This window comes from Bradyrhizobium sp. AZCC 1610, assembly GCF_036924515.1.
GTDB lineage: Bacteria > Pseudomonadota > Alphaproteobacteria > Rhizobiales > Xanthobacteraceae > Bradyrhizobium.
On record NZ_JAZHRR010000001.1, the window covers coordinates 1,602,230 to 1,621,110 of the forward strand.

Annotated in this window: 16 protein-coding genes and 1 pseudogene; 13 read left to right on the top strand and 4 right to left on the bottom strand. The window is 62.3% G+C overall.

Annotated features, from left to right (window positions below; genetic code table 11):
* Positions 1-12: 12 nt before the first annotated feature.
* The 6 genes and pseudogenes from V1279_RS07810 (at position 13) to V1279_RS07835 (ending at position 5,896) form a co-directional block, all read left to right on the top strand.
* Positions 13-1,050, top strand: a complete 1,038-nt coding sequence (locus V1279_RS07810; RefSeq protein ID WP_334434071.1) for a TRAP transporter substrate-binding protein — start codon at positions 13-15, stop codon at positions 1,048-1,050.
* 114 nt (positions 1,051-1,164) lie between these two features.
* Positions 1,165-1,728: a TRAP transporter small permease gene (locus tag V1279_RS07815; RefSeq protein WP_334434073.1), complete on the top strand. Its 564-nt coding sequence runs from the start codon at positions 1,165-1,167 to the stop codon at positions 1,726-1,728.
* The gene (locus V1279_RS07820) at positions 1,725-2,993 is read left to right on the top strand and encodes a TRAP transporter large permease (RefSeq protein WP_334434076.1); all 1,269 of its coding nucleotides are present in this window, start codon (positions 1,725-1,727) and stop codon (positions 2,991-2,993) included. The genes V1279_RS07815 and V1279_RS07820 overlap by 4 nt, the downstream gene beginning before the upstream one ends.
* Before the next feature lie 275 nt (positions 2,994-3,268).
* A pseudogene (locus V1279_RS07825) lies at positions 3,269-3,445 on the top strand (oligopeptide/dipeptide ABC transporter ATP-binding protein); the annotation flags it as partial.
* Between the two features lie 134 nt (positions 3,446-3,579).
* Positions 3,580-4,650: an alcohol dehydrogenase gene (locus V1279_RS07830; protein WP_334434080.1), complete on the top strand. Its 1,071-nt coding sequence runs from the start codon at positions 3,580-3,582 to the stop codon at positions 4,648-4,650.
* Between the two features lie 163 nt (positions 4,651-4,813).
* Positions 4,814-5,896, top strand: coding sequence for an isocitrate/isopropylmalate dehydrogenase family protein (locus tag V1279_RS07835; RefSeq protein ID WP_334434082.1), 1,083 nt, complete (start codon positions 4,814-4,816; stop codon positions 5,894-5,896).
* A 95-nt stretch (positions 5,897-5,991) separates the two neighbouring features.
* Here the strand turns inward: V1279_RS07835 and V1279_RS07840 are convergent, their stop codons facing one another.
* Together V1279_RS07840 and V1279_RS07845 are read right to left on the bottom strand one after the other, a co-directional pair.
* Positions 5,992-6,813 (bottom strand): enoyl-CoA hydratase, encoded by an 822-nt coding sequence (locus V1279_RS07840; protein WP_334434084.1) that lies wholly within the window; start codon positions 6,811-6,813, stop codon positions 5,992-5,994.
* A 404-nt stretch (positions 6,814-7,217) separates the two neighbouring features.
* Complete coding sequence (locus tag V1279_RS07845; protein WP_212418902.1) at positions 7,218-7,613, bottom strand: helix-turn-helix domain-containing protein; 396 nt, start codon at positions 7,611-7,613, stop codon at positions 7,218-7,220.
* An 894-nt stretch (positions 7,614-8,507) separates the two neighbouring features.
* Between V1279_RS07845 and V1279_RS07850 the strand changes: the two genes are divergently transcribed.
* The 3 genes from V1279_RS07850 to V1279_RS07860 all read left to right on the top strand — a co-directional run bounded on the left by V1279_RS07850 (position 8,508) and on the right by V1279_RS07860 (position 11,419).
* On the top strand, positions 8,508-9,506 hold the full coding sequence (locus tag V1279_RS07850) for a TRAP transporter substrate-binding protein (protein WP_334434087.1): 999 nt from the start codon (positions 8,508-8,510) through the stop codon (positions 9,504-9,506).
* An 81-nt stretch (positions 9,507-9,587) separates the two neighbouring features.
* Positions 9,588-10,103, top strand: coding sequence for a TRAP transporter small permease (locus V1279_RS07855; RefSeq protein ID WP_334434089.1), 516 nt, complete (start codon positions 9,588-9,590; stop codon positions 10,101-10,103).
* Complete coding sequence (locus V1279_RS07860; RefSeq protein ID WP_334434091.1) at positions 10,100-11,419, top strand: TRAP transporter large permease; 1,320 nt, start codon at positions 10,100-10,102, stop codon at positions 11,417-11,419. The genes V1279_RS07855 and V1279_RS07860 overlap by 4 nt, the downstream gene beginning before the upstream one ends.
* 16 nt (positions 11,420-11,435) lie before the next feature.
* Here V1279_RS07860 and V1279_RS07865 read toward each other — a convergent pair whose 3' ends face one another.
* Together V1279_RS07865 and V1279_RS07870 are read right to left on the bottom strand one after the other, a co-directional pair.
* Entirely contained in the window at positions 11,436-12,944 is a 1,509-nt protein-coding gene (locus V1279_RS07865) for a sensor histidine kinase (protein WP_334434093.1), read from the bottom strand.
* A 143-nt stretch (positions 12,945-13,087) separates the two neighbouring features.
* A complete protein-coding gene (locus tag V1279_RS07870) occupies positions 13,088-14,362 on the bottom strand; it encodes a serine hydrolase domain-containing protein (protein WP_334434095.1) in 1,275 nt (424 codons plus the stop codon).
* A gap of 134 nt (positions 14,363-14,496) precedes the next feature.
* Between V1279_RS07870 and V1279_RS07875 the strand changes: the two genes are divergently transcribed.
* The 4 genes from V1279_RS07875 to V1279_RS07890 all read left to right on the top strand — a co-directional run bounded on the left by V1279_RS07875 (position 14,497) and on the right by V1279_RS07890 (position 18,858).
* Positions 14,497-15,411 (top strand): intradiol ring-cleavage dioxygenase, encoded by a 915-nt coding sequence (locus V1279_RS07875; RefSeq protein ID WP_334434097.1) that lies wholly within the window; start codon positions 14,497-14,499, stop codon positions 15,409-15,411.
* 349 nt (positions 15,412-15,760) lie between these two features.
* Entirely contained in the window at positions 15,761-17,080 is a 1,320-nt protein-coding gene (locus tag V1279_RS07880) for a CmpA/NrtA family ABC transporter substrate-binding protein (RefSeq protein ID WP_334434099.1), read from the top strand.
* 63 nt (positions 17,081-17,143) lie between these two features.
* Positions 17,144-18,052: a nitrate ABC transporter permease gene (gene ntrB / locus V1279_RS07885; protein ID WP_334434101.1), complete on the top strand. Its 909-nt coding sequence runs from the start codon at positions 17,144-17,146 to the stop codon at positions 18,050-18,052.
* Positions 18,053-18,063: 11 nt separating this feature from the next.
* Positions 18,064-18,858, top strand: a complete 795-nt coding sequence (locus tag V1279_RS07890; RefSeq protein WP_334434103.1) for an ABC transporter ATP-binding protein — start codon at positions 18,064-18,066, stop codon at positions 18,856-18,858.
* Positions 18,859-18,881 lie beyond the last annotated feature (23 nt).

Below are 18,881 nucleotides of genomic sequence, written 5' to 3' on the forward strand. Positions count from 1 at the left end.
GAGGGAACATCTATGAAAGCGGCGATCCGTTCGAGCGCGCTCGCGCGAATATTTCTTGTGGCGGGATTTGGTGTGGCGGCGTCAATCACGACCGCGTCGGCGCAGGGCACGCCGGCCACGACGCTTCGCTACACCACGGGCGCCCCTGCCAAGACGCCCTGGGTGACGCAGCTTGAGCGCTTCGTGGCGGATGTCGACGAAGAGAGCAAGGGCGCGCTCAAGATCGATCCTTTCATCGCCGCCCAGCTCGGCAATGAGCAGGACACCATCCAGCAAATCGCCCGCGGCCGTATCGACATGGGCGGCTTCTCGACCGGCGCGGTGGCGCTGGTGCTGCCGGAATTGTCGGTGCTCAGCATTCCGTTCCTGTTTGGCAGCACGGCCGAGCAGGACTGCATCATCGACAAGTACATGACCGCGCCGATATCCGCCGGCCTCGCCAAGAAGGGTGTCAAGTTCCTGGGATGGACCGAAGTCGGCACGGCCGATGTGATCGGCAAGCGGCCGTTCGTATCGCCCAACGACGTCAATGGTCTGAAGGCCGCCGCCGCCAGCAACAAGGTCTCCGCGGCGCTGTGGTCGGCGCTGGGCGCCAACCCCAACCCGATCGGCATCACCGAAATATCGTCGGCGTTCCAGACCGGGCTGGTCGACGTGCAGGCGCAGGTCATCACCTTCTACTTGCCGTCCGGACTCAACAAGATCGCGCCGGTGCTGACCCGGGTCGAGATGGCGGACGCGCCCGGCATCATCGTGATGAACCAGGCCGCCTGGGACAAGCTCACGGCCGATCAGAAGTCGGCGCTGGAGCGGGCGATTGCGCGGCGTTCGGCCGATCTGCTGCGCAAGGAAATCCGCAGTTTCGAGCAGACCCTGCGAGACCTGCACGTCAAGGGTGGCGGGCAGGTGGTCGAGATCACGCGCGAACAGCGCGAGGAATGGCGCAAGAAGATCAAGCCGGTATGGCCGACTATGATCAAGGAAATCGGCTCTGAAGGTGAAGCCCTGTTCAAGGCCATCGAAGCTGGACGAGCGAGCTGCGGCGTGTAAGCCACCGAGGGCGTCCCGCCCCGGCTTGCAGTGATCAAATTTTCTTCCTTCCAACGGACGGGTTCGGCCGCAGCAAAGGCTGAACCCGTCCCACTCCTCATCCAGGCGCAGCAAATGTCTGAGCACTCGCAAGCGACGGAAGCGCCGCGTTGGGCCCACAGTTTCGTCGTCAACTGGCACACCGTGGAGTGCTGGGTGGCCGTCGCGGCCTTCACCTTCATCGCCGTGATTTTGTTGCTCGATGTGCTCGGACGTGAACTGCTTGGACCGATCGTCCGTCTGATGGGGCTGAAGCAGGCCACCGGAATATTTGCGGCGCAGAAGATGTCGGTGTTTGCGCTGGTGATCGGCAGCTTCGCCGGCATCGGTATCGCCACCGCTACCGGCGCCCATCTGGTGCCGCGCGTGGCCTTCAATCTGGTCCCTGAACGCTGGGGCCCCACAGTTGACCGTCTCGCCGACCTCATCACTGGAGTGTTCCTGCTGATCGTTGCTTATTACGGCTTCCACTTCGTTCAGTCTTCGATGGCGACCGACTTGAGGGCGCCAGTGCTCAACTGGGCTGTCTGGCCGTTCCAGCTGGCGATTCCCTTGGGATTTGTGTCCGCGGCGGTACGCTATTTTCTGTTTTCCGCCTGGCCGGGTCTGAGGCCGTTGCCGCCGGAGTTCCAGGAATGACCGCGCTCCTGCTGGTAGGAATCGTCCTGGCACTGCTGATCCTGCGTCAGCCGCTGCTTGTCATACTGATGTCGGTCGCCGCTTGCATTCACATTGTCTGGGGGCAGGCCAAACTCGATTATATTATCGAGGACATGTGGGTCGGCCTCGACAAGGAAGTGATTCTGTCGATTCCGCTGTTCATCCTCTGCGGCAGTGTGATGACGCGCGGCTCGATCGCCCAGCGCCTGATCAATATTCTGGCGTCGATCACCCGCCCGCTGCCGGGCGGCATGGCGGTGGCCTGTGTGCTTTCCTGCGCGGTATTCGCCGCGATTTCCGGCTCTTCGATCGTGACCATGCTGGCGATTGGATCGATCATGTATCCGGCGATGCGGCAGGCCGGCTACAATCTGAACTTTACGCTCGGCGCGATCATGTCCGGCGGTACCCTCGGCATCATCATCCCGCCGTCGATCCCGATGATCATCTATGGTCTCGTGACCGAGACCAGCGTTACCGATCTGTTTGCTGCCGGCTTCGGTCCCGGAATCCTGCTCACCGTCGTGCTGTCCATCTATTCGGTCTGGGTCAACCGGCATATGCCGACCGAGCGGTTTGACTTCGCCCACTTCAAGGAGGCGTTCAGGAACGGCATCTGGTCGGCGATGATGCCGGTCATCCTGCTCGGGGGCATCTACACCGGCTACTTTACCGCGACCGAGGCCGCGGCAGTGGCGCTGTGCTACGCCATGCTGGTCGAGGTCTTCATTCACCGCGAACTGAAATTCTCCGACTTCTACAACGTGGTACTCGATACCTCGAAACTCGGCGGGTCGCTGTTTCCGGTGCTGGCGATCGCGCTCAGCCTCAACATCATCCTGACCGAGCACCGCGTGCCGCAAATGCTGGTGACGGCCATCCAGGGCTACATCACCAGTCCGCTGATGTTCATGCTGATCGTCAACGTGCTGCTGCTGCTCGTCGGCTGTCTTATGACGACAGGCGAAGCGATTCTGGTGCTGGCCCCGCTGCTGGCGCCCGTCGCAGCGGCCTATGGCTACGACAAGGTGATCTTCGGGTTGATCATGATTCTCAATCTGGAGATCGGCTATCTCACGCCACCTGTAGGATTGAACCTGATCGTGGCCATGAGCGCGTTCAAGCAACCGTTCGGGCGACTCTGCATCGCCGCGATTCCCTTCATCCTGCTGATGATGTCCTGTCTGGCGCTGGTGATATGGCAACCCTGGATCGCGATGTACTTTGTCAACGGGAAGTTCTGATGTTGCGGGGCCGGCACATTCGCCACCTCGACCGATTTTCACGGCGTCTTCCCCTATCTGGTCTCGCCAATCGATGCCGATGGCCGGATCAGCGCCGATGTGCTCGGGCGGCTTTGTGACGATCTGGTCAGGCCGGTTTAATTGTTTCGCCAACTCGCTCAATTGAGCATTGTTCTGGAAAACTGTGTTATCTTGTGTCTCCTTTTCGTTCCGCAAAGCCGCGTACGCTGGAACAGGCGCTCTCTGTCGCCGGGTGTCACCCGCATCATCGAGCACGTCGTCCCACAGAGACCGTGCCGGTGGGAGAGCCGCCGTCGCCGATCGCGCCGCCGTCCGGCTGCCGGTTTCGCACCCGCTGTCCCCGTGCAGATCAGCGATGCAGCGACGAGGTGCCGGAACTCCGCGCCGTGGCCCCTGGCCAGTTCGTGGCTTGCCATCACCCGCTGATCTGAATACCGGCAAGACCGCTGCGCGCGTTTGTCTCGATGGGATGGACGTGGCAATGTCCGTCCTCAGGAAGTGTCCACGCCCAAGAAGCTACGACCAAGAATCCACGACCAAGAACAAGAATGACGGGAGAGAAGCGATGAAGAGTTTTCAGGTCGCCGAGTTCAACGCACCCCTGAAAGAGGTGGATCAGGAGACGCCGCAGCCGACGGGCACGCAGGTGCTGATCAAGGTGAAGGCGGCCGGCGTCTGCCACAGCGACCTTCACATCTGGGAGGGCGGCTATGATCTCGGCCATGGCCGCAAGCCGCTGTCGCTGAAGGACCGTGGCGTGTCGCTGCCGCGCACGATGGGGCACGAAACGGTCGGCGAGGTGGCGGCGTTCGGGCCCGACGTCACCGCCGCCGACAAGGGCGATCTCAAGGTGGGCGACACGGCGCTGGTCTATCCCTGGCTCGGCTGCGGCAAATGCGCGACGTGCGTGGGCGGCGACGAGAACATGTGCGTCGTCAAGCCGAACTCGCTCGGCGTCTATTGCGACGGCGGCTATGCCGATCACATGACGGTGCCGAACCCGAAGTATCTGTTGAACCTCAGGGGGCTCGATCCCGTTACCGCGGCGCCCTATGCCTGTTCGGGCGTCACCACCTACAGCGCGCTGAAGAAGGTCGAATTCGCCTTCAATTCGCCGATCGTCATCTTCGGCGCCGGCGGGCTCGGGCTGATGGCGCTGTCGCTGTTGAAAGCGATGGGCGGCAAGGGTGCCATCGTTGTCGATATCGATGCGCGCAAGCGCGAAGCGGCGGAAGCCGCCGGTGCGCTCGCCACCGTCGACGGCAAGGCGCCGGATGCGCTGGAGCAACTGGCGAAGGCGGCCGGCGGTCCGATCCGCGCGGTGATCGATCTCGTCGGCAACGCGCAGACCACCCAGCTCGGCTTCGATTGCCTGACCAAGGGCGGCAAGCTCGTCATCGTCGGCCTGTTCGGCGGCGGCGCGCCCTGGGCGCTGCCGCTGATCCCGATCAAGGCGATCACGATCCAGGGCAGCTATGTCGGCAATTTGCGCGAAACCGAGGAATTGCTCGAACTCGTTCGCAACAAGATGATCGCGCCGATTCCGGTCACGACGATGCCGCTCGCGAAAGCCAATGAAGCGCTCTCCGATTTGCAAAAGGGCAAACTGGTCGGCCGCGCGGTGCTGACGCCGTAGGCCCCGCTGCTGCTACCGTCATTGGCTGCGACAAACGCGAAGCGTTTGCGCAAGGGAGCGAAGCGACGAAGCAATCCATCCATCCGTTATGCCGCGCTATGGATTGCTTCGCTTCGCTCGCAAAGACGTCGCTAATTCCGGTTTGAACTCGCTAGGAATCCCCATGGCTGCAAACAACGCCCTCCACATCGCCGTACTCGGCGGCGATGGCATCGGCCCTGAAATGATGGCGCCGGCGCTGGAAGTCCTGCGCAAGATCGAGGCGACATCGGACCTCAAATTCCGCTTCACCGATGCCCCGGCCGGCGCCAACAATTATCTCGCGACCGGCAAATCGATGCCCGACAGCACCGTGCGGCTGTGCGAGGAGGCGGATGCCATCCTGCTCGGCGCCTGCGGCCTGCCGTCGGTGCGCTATCCCGATAACACCGAGATCGCGCCGCAGATCGAACTGCGCTTCCATTTCGACCTTTATGCCGGCGTGCGCCCGGCGCGGCTGATTCCGGGCGTGCCGAGCCCGATCGTCGGCGCCGATCAGCGCGGCATCGACTTCGTGCTGATCCGGGAATCGACCGAAGGCCTGTTCGCCTCGATGGGCAAGGGCGTGGTGACGGACACCGAGGCGCGCGAGACGCTCGTGATTACGCGCAAGACCTCGGAGCGGCTGTTCGAGTTTTCGTTCCGCCTCGCCGAACGCCGCAAGGCGCGCGGGAAGGCGAACGGCGGCTTGACCTGCGTCGACAAGGCCAACGTGTTCAGGGCGTTCGCCTTCTTCCGCGAGATGTTCGATGAGGCGGCCAAGCGCCATCCCGGCGTCAAGGCCGACCGGCTCTATGTCGACGCCTGTTCGCTGATGATGGTGAAGCGTCCCTGGGACTTCGACGTCATGGTGACCGAGAACATGTTCGGCGACATTCTCTCCGACCTGGCCGCCGGCCTGATCGGAGGGCTCGGCATGGCCCCCTCAGCCGATATCGGCGACCGCTACGCGGTGTTCCAGCCGTGTCACGGCACTGCGCCCGACATCATGGGGCAGGGCAAGGCCAATCCGACTGCGATGATCCTGTCGGCCGCGATGATGCTGGACTGGCTCGCCGACAAGCACGGCCTCGAAAGCGCCGCTGAAGCCGGCGAGCGCATCGAGCGCGCGGTGGACAAAGCCTATGCCGGTGGAATCAAGCCGATGGAATTCGGCGGCAGCGACGGCACGGCGGATATTACGAAAGCGGTGATCGCGGCGTTGTAGCTTGTAGCCCGGATGGAGCGAAGCGCAATCCGGGGCTGCTGTTGCAAGATTCCCGGATTGCGCTGCGCTCCATCCGGGCTACGAGATGACCGATGTCACCGCCCCTTGAACTGCGGCTTGCGCTTTTCCATGAAGGCCGTGCGGCCTTCGCGGAAGTCCTCGCTATCCATGCAGGCCAAGCCAATCTTTTTGATCGCGCCCATGTCGCGCTTGCTTTCGTCTTTCAACACTTCGGCAATGGTGATCTTGGCGGCCTTGATGGCGAGCGGCGCGTTGCCGGAGATGGTGCGCGCGATTTCCATGGTCGCGTCCCACAATTCCGCATCCGGCAGCACGCGGTCGATCAATCCGATCCGTAAGGCTTCCGCAGCCTCGATCCGCATGCCGGTATACATGATCAGCCGCGCCCAGGATGGCCCGACCAGCGAGACCAGATGCTTGAGACCGTCATAGCCATAGGCAATGCCAAGCTTGGCGGCAGGAATGCCGAACTGGCTGTTGTCGGAAGCGACTCGGATATCCGTCAGCATCGCCACCTGCATGCCGCCGCCGAGGCAGAAGCCGCGAATGCAGGCAATCGTCGGCTTCGGGTAATCAGCCAGCAGCGCACGCTGCGCCTCGCTCCGCTTCGAATATTCTTCCGAGGCCGCTGCATTGTGGCGGATCTTTTCAAACTGGCTGATATCGGCGCCCGAGACGAAGGCCTTGTCGCCGGCGCCGACCAGGATCACGACGCGAACGTCGGGATTGTCGCGCAGCTCGACCAGCGCGTGGCCCAGGCCCTCCCACATTTCAAGCGACATCGCGTTGCGCTTGTCGGGATTGTTGAAGGTGATGACGCCGACGCCATCGCCGACGCTTTGCAGGATCTTGCCGTCGGCATGGGATGTTTCGGCGCTTTTGGGGATGTCGAGCATCGGTTGCGGCTTTCAGTCGGGAAGCTGGTCCATTGTCGGACAAGCTTCGCGCCGGGGTCAATCGTTGCCGGGGTCAATCGTTGCATCTTCCGTTGCATTGAGACCAGCAGCAGGTGCGGGGAAGGAATGCGAGATCGTTGGCGCAGGGCCTAAGCTCACGCGCGTGGCGGGCATGGCCATGACGGTGGTGGAGATTTTGCGGAAGCTAGCCCGCGGCTGTTCGCCGGAATGTGCCGCACAGCATTCTTGCTGCGATACGGCCGGATTCCGCCATTTCGCGATGGCAACAAACCGATCTTGTCCCGGCCAGATCAAGATCAGGCCTAGCGCAGCAACAGGCTACCCGGCGATTTCTCGCGTCGATTGATCGGGTCCGCGGTGCTGCGATCCAGGCGCGATAATGCCTAGCCTTCGTTGGCGGCGATCGATTCCATCAAGGACACCAGCTGACGCTGTACAGTTTGGTCCTTGATCTTGCTGTAGGCACGCAACAGCCGCAGGCTGAACGCGCTGTCCAGGAACAGCAGGCTCTCGACTTCGCGCGCCTTGCCGTCGCCGTCGTAGAAGAACGTCACCGGCACGTCGAGCGCGGTCGCGATTGCCTGAAGACGAGCAGCGCCGACACGGTTGACGCCCTTCTCGTACTTCTGCACCTGCTGGAAGCTGACGCCGAGCTTGTCGCCGAGCTCCGCTTGGGAGATTTTCTGTTCCACGCGCCGCAGGCGAATCCGTTTGCCCAATTCGATATCGGGTTTGCCGGCGCTGCGCTGTTTCATCTTTTTCGCTGCTGATCTGTTCATTCTGGTTTTACCGTCCTTCAATCGGGAAACCCTGGCAAAAGTAGGTCAGAGGTTCATCCGCATTTGCCGTGTTTAAAGTCAGTTCGAACCGTGAGGTTGTATAGTGAACCACAGGAATCCTGAGTTATTACGGGATGGTAGCCAAACGCATGTGCGTATTGGAAGCATCCTGATACCGGCGCCGCCAACTACTTAAAGCTGTCGGCGCCCGGGGCGTATCTTGGCAAAAACCCCGCCCCCTACATTTGACAAAATATTCGACAAACCACAACCACCGCGAGTTCAATGGCCACAGATTTTGGCCCGCATACTGACTGCGTCGCGATCAAGCACCGGATTCTTACGGGGTTTGCCGCCGATAATGCGATCGCTCACAGCGCGTGCCGGCTCGACATCGGCGTGCATCGCGTGAAATGCCCGCGGGCAGTGATGCCTGACAAAATGCAGCAAAGTTCAGTTCCGGTTTTCAGATCAAGCGTGCCGGGAAATTGCGGCAAGCCGCGTGCTCGCACGTCATCCGCGCCTTGACGGAGCGGGCCAGACTCGACCTCGCGCAACATTTGCGGCGTGTCGGTTGCCTGCAAAATGAACATCGCCGCCGGCGTCAGATGGAATCGCTAGACGTTGCCTCGGCAACTGATAGGCCGGCGGAAGCCGTGACGGGCGCTTGCGGCCATGTGCGAACGGGGACACGGGTTCGGCCCCCGCCGCGTGCGGGGGGCGCCGAAATGACTGCGATCATCGGCCCAGCCGTCTGCGGCCTATTGGCCCGGGATACTACTTAAATTGGCTTCCACAGCCGCGCCGTTTTGCATACGCTTTGCGGTAGTGCCGCATCGTCGGCCAGGCCAAAGTCCCGCTTACAAGGGACGGGCATTACAGGGGAGGAACACCATGAAGCGAAGAACCGTACTTGCGGGCCTTGGTGCGACGGCGGCTGCCGGCGCGCTGGGCATGCCATCGATCCTGAGGGCACAGACGCCCGTCACGCTCAACGGAGCCGTGCAGTTCAACGACGATCACGCCTTCACCAAGGCGCTGACCCGGTTCGAAGAGCTGGTGAAGAAGTATTACGGCAAGCCAGTCAACTTCACGCTGCACAAGAATTCATCGCTCGGCCTCGAAAAGCAGTATTTCGAGTACATGTCCCAAGGTAAGGCGGTTGATTACGGCATTGTCTCGCCGGCCCACATGTCGACCTTCGCCAAGGCGGCGCCGTTCATCGATGCGCCTTTTGTATTCAAGGGCATCGAGCACATGAACAAGGTCGTCGAGAAGAACATCCTGGCGCCGGTCGCCGATGAAATCGCTGGCAAGGCCGAGGTCGTCCTGATCGGCTATGCGGGCGGCGGCATCCGCAACATCTTCGCCAACAAGCCGCTCAAGAACCTCGCCGATCTCAAGGGCCTCAAGGTTCGCGTGCAGGGCGCTCCGATCTGGTCGAAGACGTTTGCAGCCGTCGGCATGAGCCCGACCGTGATCGCCTACAACGAAGTCTACAACGCCATCCAGAACGGCGTGATCTCGGCCGGCGAAAACGAGGCGGCCGGTGTCGAGGCGATGAAGTTCTACGAAGTAGCACCCCACCTCAACCTGACGCAGCACGCGGTATCGATCCGGCCGATCTGCTTCTCGGTGAAAACGCTGAAGACCCTGCCCAAGGATTTGCAGGACGCGATCATGAAGGCCGGCAAGGAAGCCGGGGATTACGGCCGTCAACTGGAGTCGAGCGAGGAAGTCATCAAGCTCGACACGCTGGAGAAGGCCGGCAAGCTCAAGCGCGTTCCGTTCGAGGAGCGTGACGCCATGAAGAAGCTCGCCGATCCCGTGATGGCCACCTACGCCAAGGAAATCGGCGCCGAAGCCATCTTCGAGAAGATCAACGTCGCGTAGGATTATCACACCGACCGACAGCACATCGGGGCAAGCCTTGCGGCTTGCCCCGTCGGTGATCGCTATCCCTCCGGAGCCATGATGACTGAAATATCGATGCCGCCGAACCCGTCGCTATGGCGCCGAGCGACGGCGGCCTATGCAAAATTGCTGGAAATCCTGCTCGCCGCCTGCGTCGGCATTCTGGTCATTCCGGTCACGCTGCAAATCATCTCGCGCTACACGCCGTTCATTCCGTCCTACATCTGGACTGAAGAAATGGCGCGCTTCCTCTTCATCTGGACCATCATGATCGGCGCCATGGTCGGCGTGCGGGAGGCGCAGCATTTCGAGATCGACGTCTGGCCCGACCTCTCGCGTCGGAGCGAAGCCGCACTGCGGATCGTCGCGCGCGTCGGCGTGCTGGCGCTGGCGCTGGTGTTTTTGTGGGCCGGCGGCGAATTTACGCGATTTGCATGGAACAGAACGTCGGAACTGGCCGATCTGCCGCTCTGGCTGATTCATGTCGCATGGCCCGTGGCCGGCGTGACGTGGATCGTATTTGCGGGTGAACAGATCGTCGACGAGGCGCGGATTTTGGTTGGGGCGAAACGATGAGTGGTAGTGTTCTTTCTGCCGGAGAGGCCGCACTGGTCCTGTTCGGGAGTTTCGTTGGCCTGCTCATCATTCGCGTGCCGGTCGCCTTCGCGCTCGGCCTTGCCTGCGTGCCGATCCTATTGATCGAGCCCCGCCTGTCGATGATGTCGCTCGCGCAGGAGACCTTCAACGCCTACAATTCGTTCATCCTGCTGGCGGTGCCGTTCTTCCTGCTGACGGCCAATCTGATGAGCATCGGCGGCATCACCGACCGCCTGGTCAAGCTGTCGCGCTCGATGGTCGGGCATTGGCCGGGGTCGCTGGCGCAGATCAATGTGGTGCTGTCGGTGTTCTTTGCCGGCATCTCAGGCTCTTCCACCGCGGACGCGGCGAGCCAATCCAAGATCTTCATCGACGCCCAGACCAAGGAGGGTTACGACCTCTCGTTCTCCATCGCCATCACCGCGGTATCGGCCGTGCTCGCCGTCATCATCCCGCCCTCGATCCTGATGATCGTGTGGGGCGGGCTGATCTCGACCTCGATCGCCGCGATGTACCTCGCCGGTATCGTGCCGGGATTGCTGATCGCAGGCGCGCAGATGGCGACCGTGCATGTCTATGCCGTGCGCCGCGGCTATCCGACCTACCCGAAGGATAGCTGGCGTGACATGTGGTGGGCGATCTTGCGGTCGATACCGGCGCTGACGACGCCGTTCATTATCGTCGGCGGCATTTTGCTGGGATGGTTTACCGCGACCGAATCCGCCTGCGTCGCGGTGCTCTATTCCGTTGCGCTGTCGACGTTCTTTTACCGTGAAACCGGCGCGCGCCAACTCTACAAGGCGTTGCTGGACACCGGACGTCTCGCCGGCGTCGCGCTGTTCTGCATCGGTACCGCGAGCGCCTTCGGCTGGCTATTGGCTTATTACAAGATTCCGCAGGAACTGCTGGCCAACGTCTCGACCTGGGGCATGGGCGCGATCGCAGCGGGCTTCTTCATCTCCTTCTGCTTTCTGGTGGTGGGCTGCTTCCTCGACGCCATTCCAGCGATCATCATCGTCGGCACGGTGCTGGAGCCGCTGGCGAAGTCGGTCGATCTGCACCCCGTTCAGTTCGCGATCATCTCGATCGTCTCGCTGGCGTTCGGGCTGGTGACGCCGCCCTATGGCCTATGCCTGATGATTGCCTGCTCGATCGCGGGGGTGCGGCTGCGCTATGCGCTAAAGGACACGGTCATCATGCTGATACCGATGCTGCTGGTGCTGGCCGCGCTGATCATCTGGCCGAGCGTTTCGCTGTTCCTGCCGCGCCTGATCGTGCCGGAGATGCTGAAATAGTGGTCTCCGTATCGGCCTATTCTTCCCTGTTGAGAGCGCAGCTCACCGTATAGACCACGCCGCGCGGCAGGAAATCGACGGTTGCTTCGCCGCCGAGCTGGTCGCGAGCGCTGCGCTCGATCAGCCGCGAGCCGAAGCCGCGCTGCACCGGCGCCGTGACGGGCGGGCCGCCGGCCTCGGTCCAGATCAGCCGCAATTTGCGCCCGTCGCTTTCTTCGAGAATTTCCCAATCCACCGCGACGGTGCCGGTGTCGTTCGATAACGCGCCGTATTTGGCGGCATTTGTTGCGATCTCATGCACGATCATCGACAGCACCACGGCGAGCCGCGGCGACAGCGGAACCCGCGGTCCGAACATCCGCGCCCGTTCCGGGTTGTTGAGCAGATAGGGCTGCAGCACTCGCGCAATCACTTCCCGCAGCTCCGCGCCCTGCCACTTCTCCTGGCTCAGAAGGTTATGCGCCTCCGCCAGCGCGCCGAGCCTGCCCTCGAACTTCTCGCGCTCCGCCCGGCTCGCGCTGCGGAACGTCTGGGTGGCGATCGACTGCAGGACGGCGAGCGTATTCTTGACGCGATGGTTGAGCTCCTCGATCAGGAGATTGTGGAGCATCTCGCCGCGGGCGATCTGGGTCGCCATCCGCACCGCAAAGGCGAGGCCGACCATCAGGAGAACGGCGCCCATCACGCTGGTGATCGCGAGATTGCGCCACAGCGGCGCGACCAGCGAACTCTCGGCGACGCCGGCGGCAACTGTCCAACCGGTGAGCGAGGAGCGGGCTAAGCTTGTAATCAGCGGCACGCCCTCGAGCGATATCGTCGGCACGGTGGCTTCGGGATTTTGGAACATCGCCGCATAGAGCGAGGGCGATGCGCGCTTGCCGATGGTCTCCTGCGGGTTCGGCACGCGCGCGAAATTGGTGCCTTCGCCGTCGAAGATCGAGATCGTCCAGTCCTTGCTCGGCCGTTGCTGCTCGACCATGGCCTGGAAGATCTCGATCGGCGGGCTGAAGGAGATATCGTAGAGCACCTCGCCGTCGCTGACAACAGGCACCTCGACCGTCACGATCAGCCGTTGCTTGACCGACCCAAAGAACAGGTTGGAATAGACCGGCCTCTTTTCCGCAAAAACCTTCTCGACCATGCCGAGGTTGTTGCGAAGCGGCAGGCTTGTGGTGTCCGATGTGAGCGAGGAGAACAGCTGGCGGCCTTCGCGGTCCGCCACCAGCACGACGCCGCCTTCGCCATACTGGTCGAGGAAGCCCTGGGCGATGCGGCGGAATCCCTCGAAATCCCCGTCGCGCAGCGCGTTTGTCAGCGACAACACCTGGAGCGCGCCGGTGATCCGCTGCATCTCCGAATCGAGCACAAGGCGAATGCTGCGCACGTTTTCGAGCACCCGTTGGGTCGCATTCTGCCGGTCCTGTTTGTAATTGTTGTAGACGAGGCCGCCCGCGAAAATAATCAGCGGCAGCGTGGTTCCCGCGACCAGAAGAGCGAGACGCACTGGCAATGAAGGTTTCGGCAACGCAAGCCCCGGGTCGGCGCCAATCGGTCAAAGCATAGGAGAAGCCGCCGAATTTCGCCAAGGATATTAGAGGGATGTAAACCCGCTCTCGACAAAGCGCCGGGTTCCAGGATTGCTTGCCCTCGCGTCCGGACTTCCCGGCTTCAAAGATTACTGTCGGTGATGGCGGCATACACCATGGTGCGCAGCTCGCGCCGCAACGGATAGGCGCTCGACGGCAGCACCTGCGTCATGAAGATCGTGATCAGCTCTTCCACTGGGTCGATGAAGAACGAGGTCGTCGCCGCGCCGCCCCAGTTGAATTCGCCGGGGCTGCCGGCGATCAACGTCTGCGCCGGGTTCATGGTGACGGCAAAGCCGAGCCCGAAACCGATGCCGTTATAGGCGGCTTCCGAGAACAGCGAGCGCGACATCGCCGGCAGATCGACGCCGCCGGGCAGGTGGTTCGATGTCATCAGCTTCAAGGTCTTCGGGCCCAACAGGCGGACGCCGCCGAGCTCGCCGCCATTGAGCAGCGCCCGGCAGAAGGTGAGATAATCGGCCACCGTCGAGCACAGGCCGCCGCCGCCGGAGATGAATGAAGGCGGCTCCAGGAACGAGCTCGTCGCCGGATCGTCCTGCAGCGTCAGCGTACCATTGCGCTCGGCGGCGAGCGGGTTGAAGCCGCCTTGCGGATCGGCCGAATAGCACGCCGCGAACCGATGCGCCTTGTCCTTTGGCACGAAGAAATCGGTGTCGTTCATCCCGAGTGGATCGAGGATCCGCTCCTTCAGGAACTGCTCGAACGGCTTGCCGCTGATCAGGCCGATGAGATAGCCGATCACGTCGGTGGCGACGGAGTAGTTCCAGGCCTCTCCCGGCGAAAACTCCAGCGGGATTTTTGCGAGGTCGTTGATCATGCCTTGCAGCGTGCCGGCCTTGACGACCTCGCCGATCTTGTTCTCGCGGTAGGCGGCATCGACATTGCCGCGCTGCTGGAAGCCATACGTCAGGCCCGAGGTGTGGCGCAGCAGATCCACGATCAGCATCGGCCGCGACACCGGGCGGGTCAGGAAAGCCGGGTGCGTGCCGGCCACGAACACGCCGAGGTTCTTCCATTCCGGAATGTATTTGTGCACGGGCTCATCGAGCGCGATGCGGCCTTCCTCGACCAGCATCATGAAGGCTACGCTCGTGAGCGGCTTGGTCATCGAATAGATGCGGAAGATCGTGTCGTCCTTGACCGGCACCTTGCGTTCGAGGTCGGCAAAGCCCTGAACGCTCGAATGCACGACCTTGCCGCGGCGATAGATCAGGAGCTGGGTCCCCGGGAAACGGCCGGCGTTGACGTAGCGCTGCTTCAGGTGATTTTCGAGACGGTCGAGCGCCGCCTGGGACATTCCGGCTGACTCGGGCGAGGCGGGGGCAGGGGCTAACATCGGCGCTGATCTCCGGCTGCGATGCGGCCTTGATAGCCGAAAAGTGCGCCTTGTTCCAACCGGCCGTGCTTACCCGGCGCGGGGCGGTGGTGTAAGCTCGCGCCAGCCATCGCGTACCCCGCAGGACAGCCCAAATGCCTCAATTCAACGAGACCGAACTGACCGCCGCCGTGATCCGCAGCTTCGACGATACGCCAGATCCGCGCGCCAAATTCCTGCTGCAGGAACTGGTGAAATCGCTGCACGATTATGTCCGCAGGACCGATCTCACTTTCGAGGAATGGGAATATGCGATCGATTTCCTGACCCGGACCGGCCAGAAATGTACCCCGATCCGTCAAGAGTTCATTTTGCTCTCCGACGTGCTCGGCGTGTCGATGCTGGTCGACGCCGTCAACCACAGGGAGCGGGAGGGCGCCACCGAGACCACGGTGCTCGGCCCGTTCTATGTCGGCGAGCACAAGGTGACGCCGCATGGCACCGATATCTCGGCCGCGCTGCCGGGCGAGCGGATGTTCGTGCAGAGCCGCGTCACCGACCTCGCGGGCAAGCCGCTGGCAGGCGTGCCGGTGGACGTCTGGCACGCCGACGATGAGGGCTTTTATGACTCCCAGAAGCCTACCTATGCGACGCAGGGGCCGTCGTCGCGGGCGCGCTTCATCACCGACGCCGACGGACGGTTTTTCTTCCGCACCATCCTGCCGTGCAGCTATCCCATTCCCACCGACGGGCCGGTCGGCGAGATGATCGTGCAGACCCGCCGCCACGCGATGCGGCCGGCCCATGTGCATTTCCTGGTCGACGCACCCGGCTACCAGCCGCTGATCACGCATGTCTTCATGGACGGCGACAAATATCTCGATTCCGACGTGGTGTTCGGGGTCAAGGACGAGCTTGTCGCCAAGATCGAAAAGCGGACCGATCCAACGATGCCGGACGGCAAGCCGGCGACCACGCCGTGGCACCTCATGATCTACGAATTCCGGATGAAGCCGGGCGAGGGAAGTGCGCCGAAACCGATGACGGCGAAGGCCACCGAGGACGCTTAAGCCAGGGCGCCCTACACCCTGCTCAAATATTGTGCGCCGCACAAGATTTGAGCGAATCGCAAATTTGAAAAGCTGTGACTGGTTCCTGATCGCTGCCGTTTTTTACGGCAATTGTCCGGCAATATACTGATATCAGTAAGTTTTTTGCGCTGCACGAGGCTTGGCACGAAGCTTGAATAGCTAGTGCTGACGCCATTGATGCCGTCCCTTGAGACCACTCATCCGAATCGTGACGCCGCCATTCCGGGGCCTCCCTGGAACGCGCCCTTCTGCGCCTTGCGCGGTGACACCAGACGGACGGCCCCGTTTCAAACGCACCTGACCAGAGCAGCAAAGGACAGCGATACCCATGACGAAGCCTACCAATCCAACCTCACGCCGCGGTTTCAGCCGCCGCCAGCTCCTGAAGGCGACCGGCGGCACGGCAGCATTGCTCGCCGCCGCCAAGCTGAACTTCCCCGCCGGCGCTTTCGCGCAAGGCGCGGGCCCTGAGGTGAAGGCCGCCAAGCTCGGCTTCATCGCGCTCAGCGATGCCGGCCCGTTGTTCGTGGCCAAGGACAAGGGCCTGTTCGCCAAATACGGCATGCCTGACGTCGAGGTGCAGAAGCAGGCGTCATGGGGCACCACGCGCGATAACCTCGTGCTCGGTTCGGAAGGCAACGGCATTGACGGCGCGCATATTCTGACCCCGATGCCCTACCTGATCTCGGCCGGAAAGGTGACGCAGAACAATCAGCCGACGCCGATGTACATCCTGGCGCGGCTCAATCTCGATGCGCAGTGTATTTCGGTCGCCAAGGAATATGCCGACCTCAAGGTCGGCGTCGATGCGGCACCGCTCAAGGCGGTGTTCGAGCAGAAGAAGGCCGCCGGCAAATCCGTCAAGGCCGCGATGACCTTCCCCGGCGGCACCCACGATCTCTGGCTCCGCTATTGGCTGGCCGCCGGCGGCATCGACCCTGACAAGGACGTCGAGACCATTACCGTGCCACCGCCGCAGATGGTCGCCAACATGAAGGTTGGCACGATGGACTGCTTCTGCGTCGGCGAGCCGTGGCCCGGACAGCTGGTTCATCAGGGCATCGGCTATACCGCGATCAACACCGGCGAAATCTGGAGCAAGCACCCGGAAAAATCGCTCGGCATGCGGGCTGCGTGGGTCGACAAGAATCCGAAGGCCGCCAAGGCGATTCTGATGGCGGTCATGGAGGCCCAACAGTGGGCCGACAAGATGGAGAACAAGGACGAACTTGCCACCATCATGGGCAAGCGCCAGTGGATCAACTGTCCGGTCGAGGACATCGCCGATCGCGCCAAGGGCAAGTTCAACTACGGCGTTCCCGGCAAGGTCGTCGAGAACTCGCCCCACATCATGAAGTACTGGCGCGACCATGCCTCCTATCCGTTCCAGAGCCACGATCTCTGGTTCATGACGGAGGACATCCGCTGGGGCAAATACGAAGCGGGCTTCGACAGCAAGGCGCTGATCGCCAAGGTCAACCGCGAGGATATGTGGCGCGACGCGGCCAAGGAGATGGGCGTTTCCGCTGCCGAGATTCCGACCTCCAAGTCGCGCGGCAAGGAGACCTTCTTCGACGGCAAGGTGTTCGATCCGGAAAACCCGGCTGCGTATCTGAAGTCGCTGTCGATCAAGCGTGTTGATGTCTGATCAAGCCCGGGCCGCGCGCTGGATGTGAGCGGCCCGCTTTTTGAACACGGAGATATACTTTCAATGTCGATGCCCGCGATCAAAGCCGAAGCCACCGCGGTGGCCATTCCGAGCGCGTCGCCGACTGCGACGGCACCAGTGGTGACGATGACGCCGAAGCAGGCGCCTCGTGCCGAGAAGTACATCAAGATGGCGAAAGAGACCGCGGCGCGGGTCGTGCCGCCGCTGGTCGTGCTCGCGCTCCTGATGCTGTTCTGGGAGTTGGTCTGCCGTCGCACCGGCTCGACCTTGCCGCCGCCGTCGCGTGTCTTCGCGGACACCAAGGAACTGATCTTCGATCCGTTCTTCGACAATGGCGGCATCGACAAGGGTCTGTTCTGGCACTTGTCCGCCTCACTCCAGCGCGTTGCGTACGGCTATTCGATTGCCGCCATCGTCGGCATCGCGCTCGGCACGCTGGTCGGGCAATCGGTGTGGGCGATGCGCGGGCTCGATCCGCTGTTCCAGGTGCTACGCACCATCCCGCCGCTGGCATGGCTGCCGCTGTCGCTCGCCGCGTTCCGCGACGGCCAGCCCTCCGCGATCTTCGTGATCTTCATCACCTCGGTGTGGCCGATCATCATCAATACCGCGGTCGGCATCCGCAACATCCCGCAGGACTACCGCAATGTCGCGGCGGTCGTTCAGCTCAACCCGTTGGAATTTTTCTGGAAGATCATGATCCCGGCGGCGGCGCCTTACATCTTTACGGGCTTGCGCATCGGCATCGGCCTGTCGTGGCTTGCGATCGTCGCGGCAGAAATGCTGATCGGCGGTGTCGGCATCGGCTTCTTCATCTGGGACGCCTGGAATTCCTCGCACATAAGCGAAATCATCCTGGCGCTGTTCTATGTCGGCATCATCGGCTTCGTGCTCGACCGCCTGATCGCGGGACTGGCGAAGATCGTGACCCGCGGCACCGCGCTGAACTGAAGGAGCATGTCATGCCGGCCTATCTGAAGCTCGACCACATCGATAAGACCTTCACCCGCGGCAACGCCACGACCGAGGTGCTGAAGGACATCAACCTGACGATCGAGAAGGGCGAATACGTCTCGATCATCGGCCATTCCGGCTGCGGCAAGTCCACGCTGCTCAACATCGTCGCCGGCCTCACCGACACCACCCAGGGCTGCGTGCTGCTGGAGAACCGCGAGGTCAATTCGCCGGGACCGGATCGCGCTGTGGTGTTCCAGAACCACAGCCTGCTGCCCTGGCTGACGGTCTATGAGAACGTCCGGCTCGGTGTCGACAAGGTCTTCTCATCGACCAAGACCCGCGCCGAGCGCGACGCCTGGACCATGCACAATCTCAACCTGGTGCAGATGGCCCACGCCAAGGACAAGCGTCCGTCGGAAATTTCCGGCGGCATGAAGCAGCGCGTCGGCATCGCGCGCGCGCTCGCGATGGAGCCAAAGGTGCTTTTGCTCGACGAGCCCTTTGGCGCGCTCGATGCGCTGACCCGCGCGCATCTGCAGGATTCGGTGATGGCGCTGCACCAGAAGCTCGGCAACACCATTCTGATGATCACGCACGACGTCGACGAGGCCGTGCTGCTGTCGGACCGCATCGTGATGATGACCAACGGGCCGAGCGCGAGAATCGGCGAAGTGCTGGAGGTGCCGCTGGCCCGTCCACGCAAGCGGCTCGAGCTCGCGACCAACCCCGGCTACCTCAAGTGCCGGCAGCGCGTGCTCGAATTCCTCTACGAGCGGCATCGCTTCGTCGAGGCGGCGTAGGCTTGTCAGCCTCGTCCCGTTCG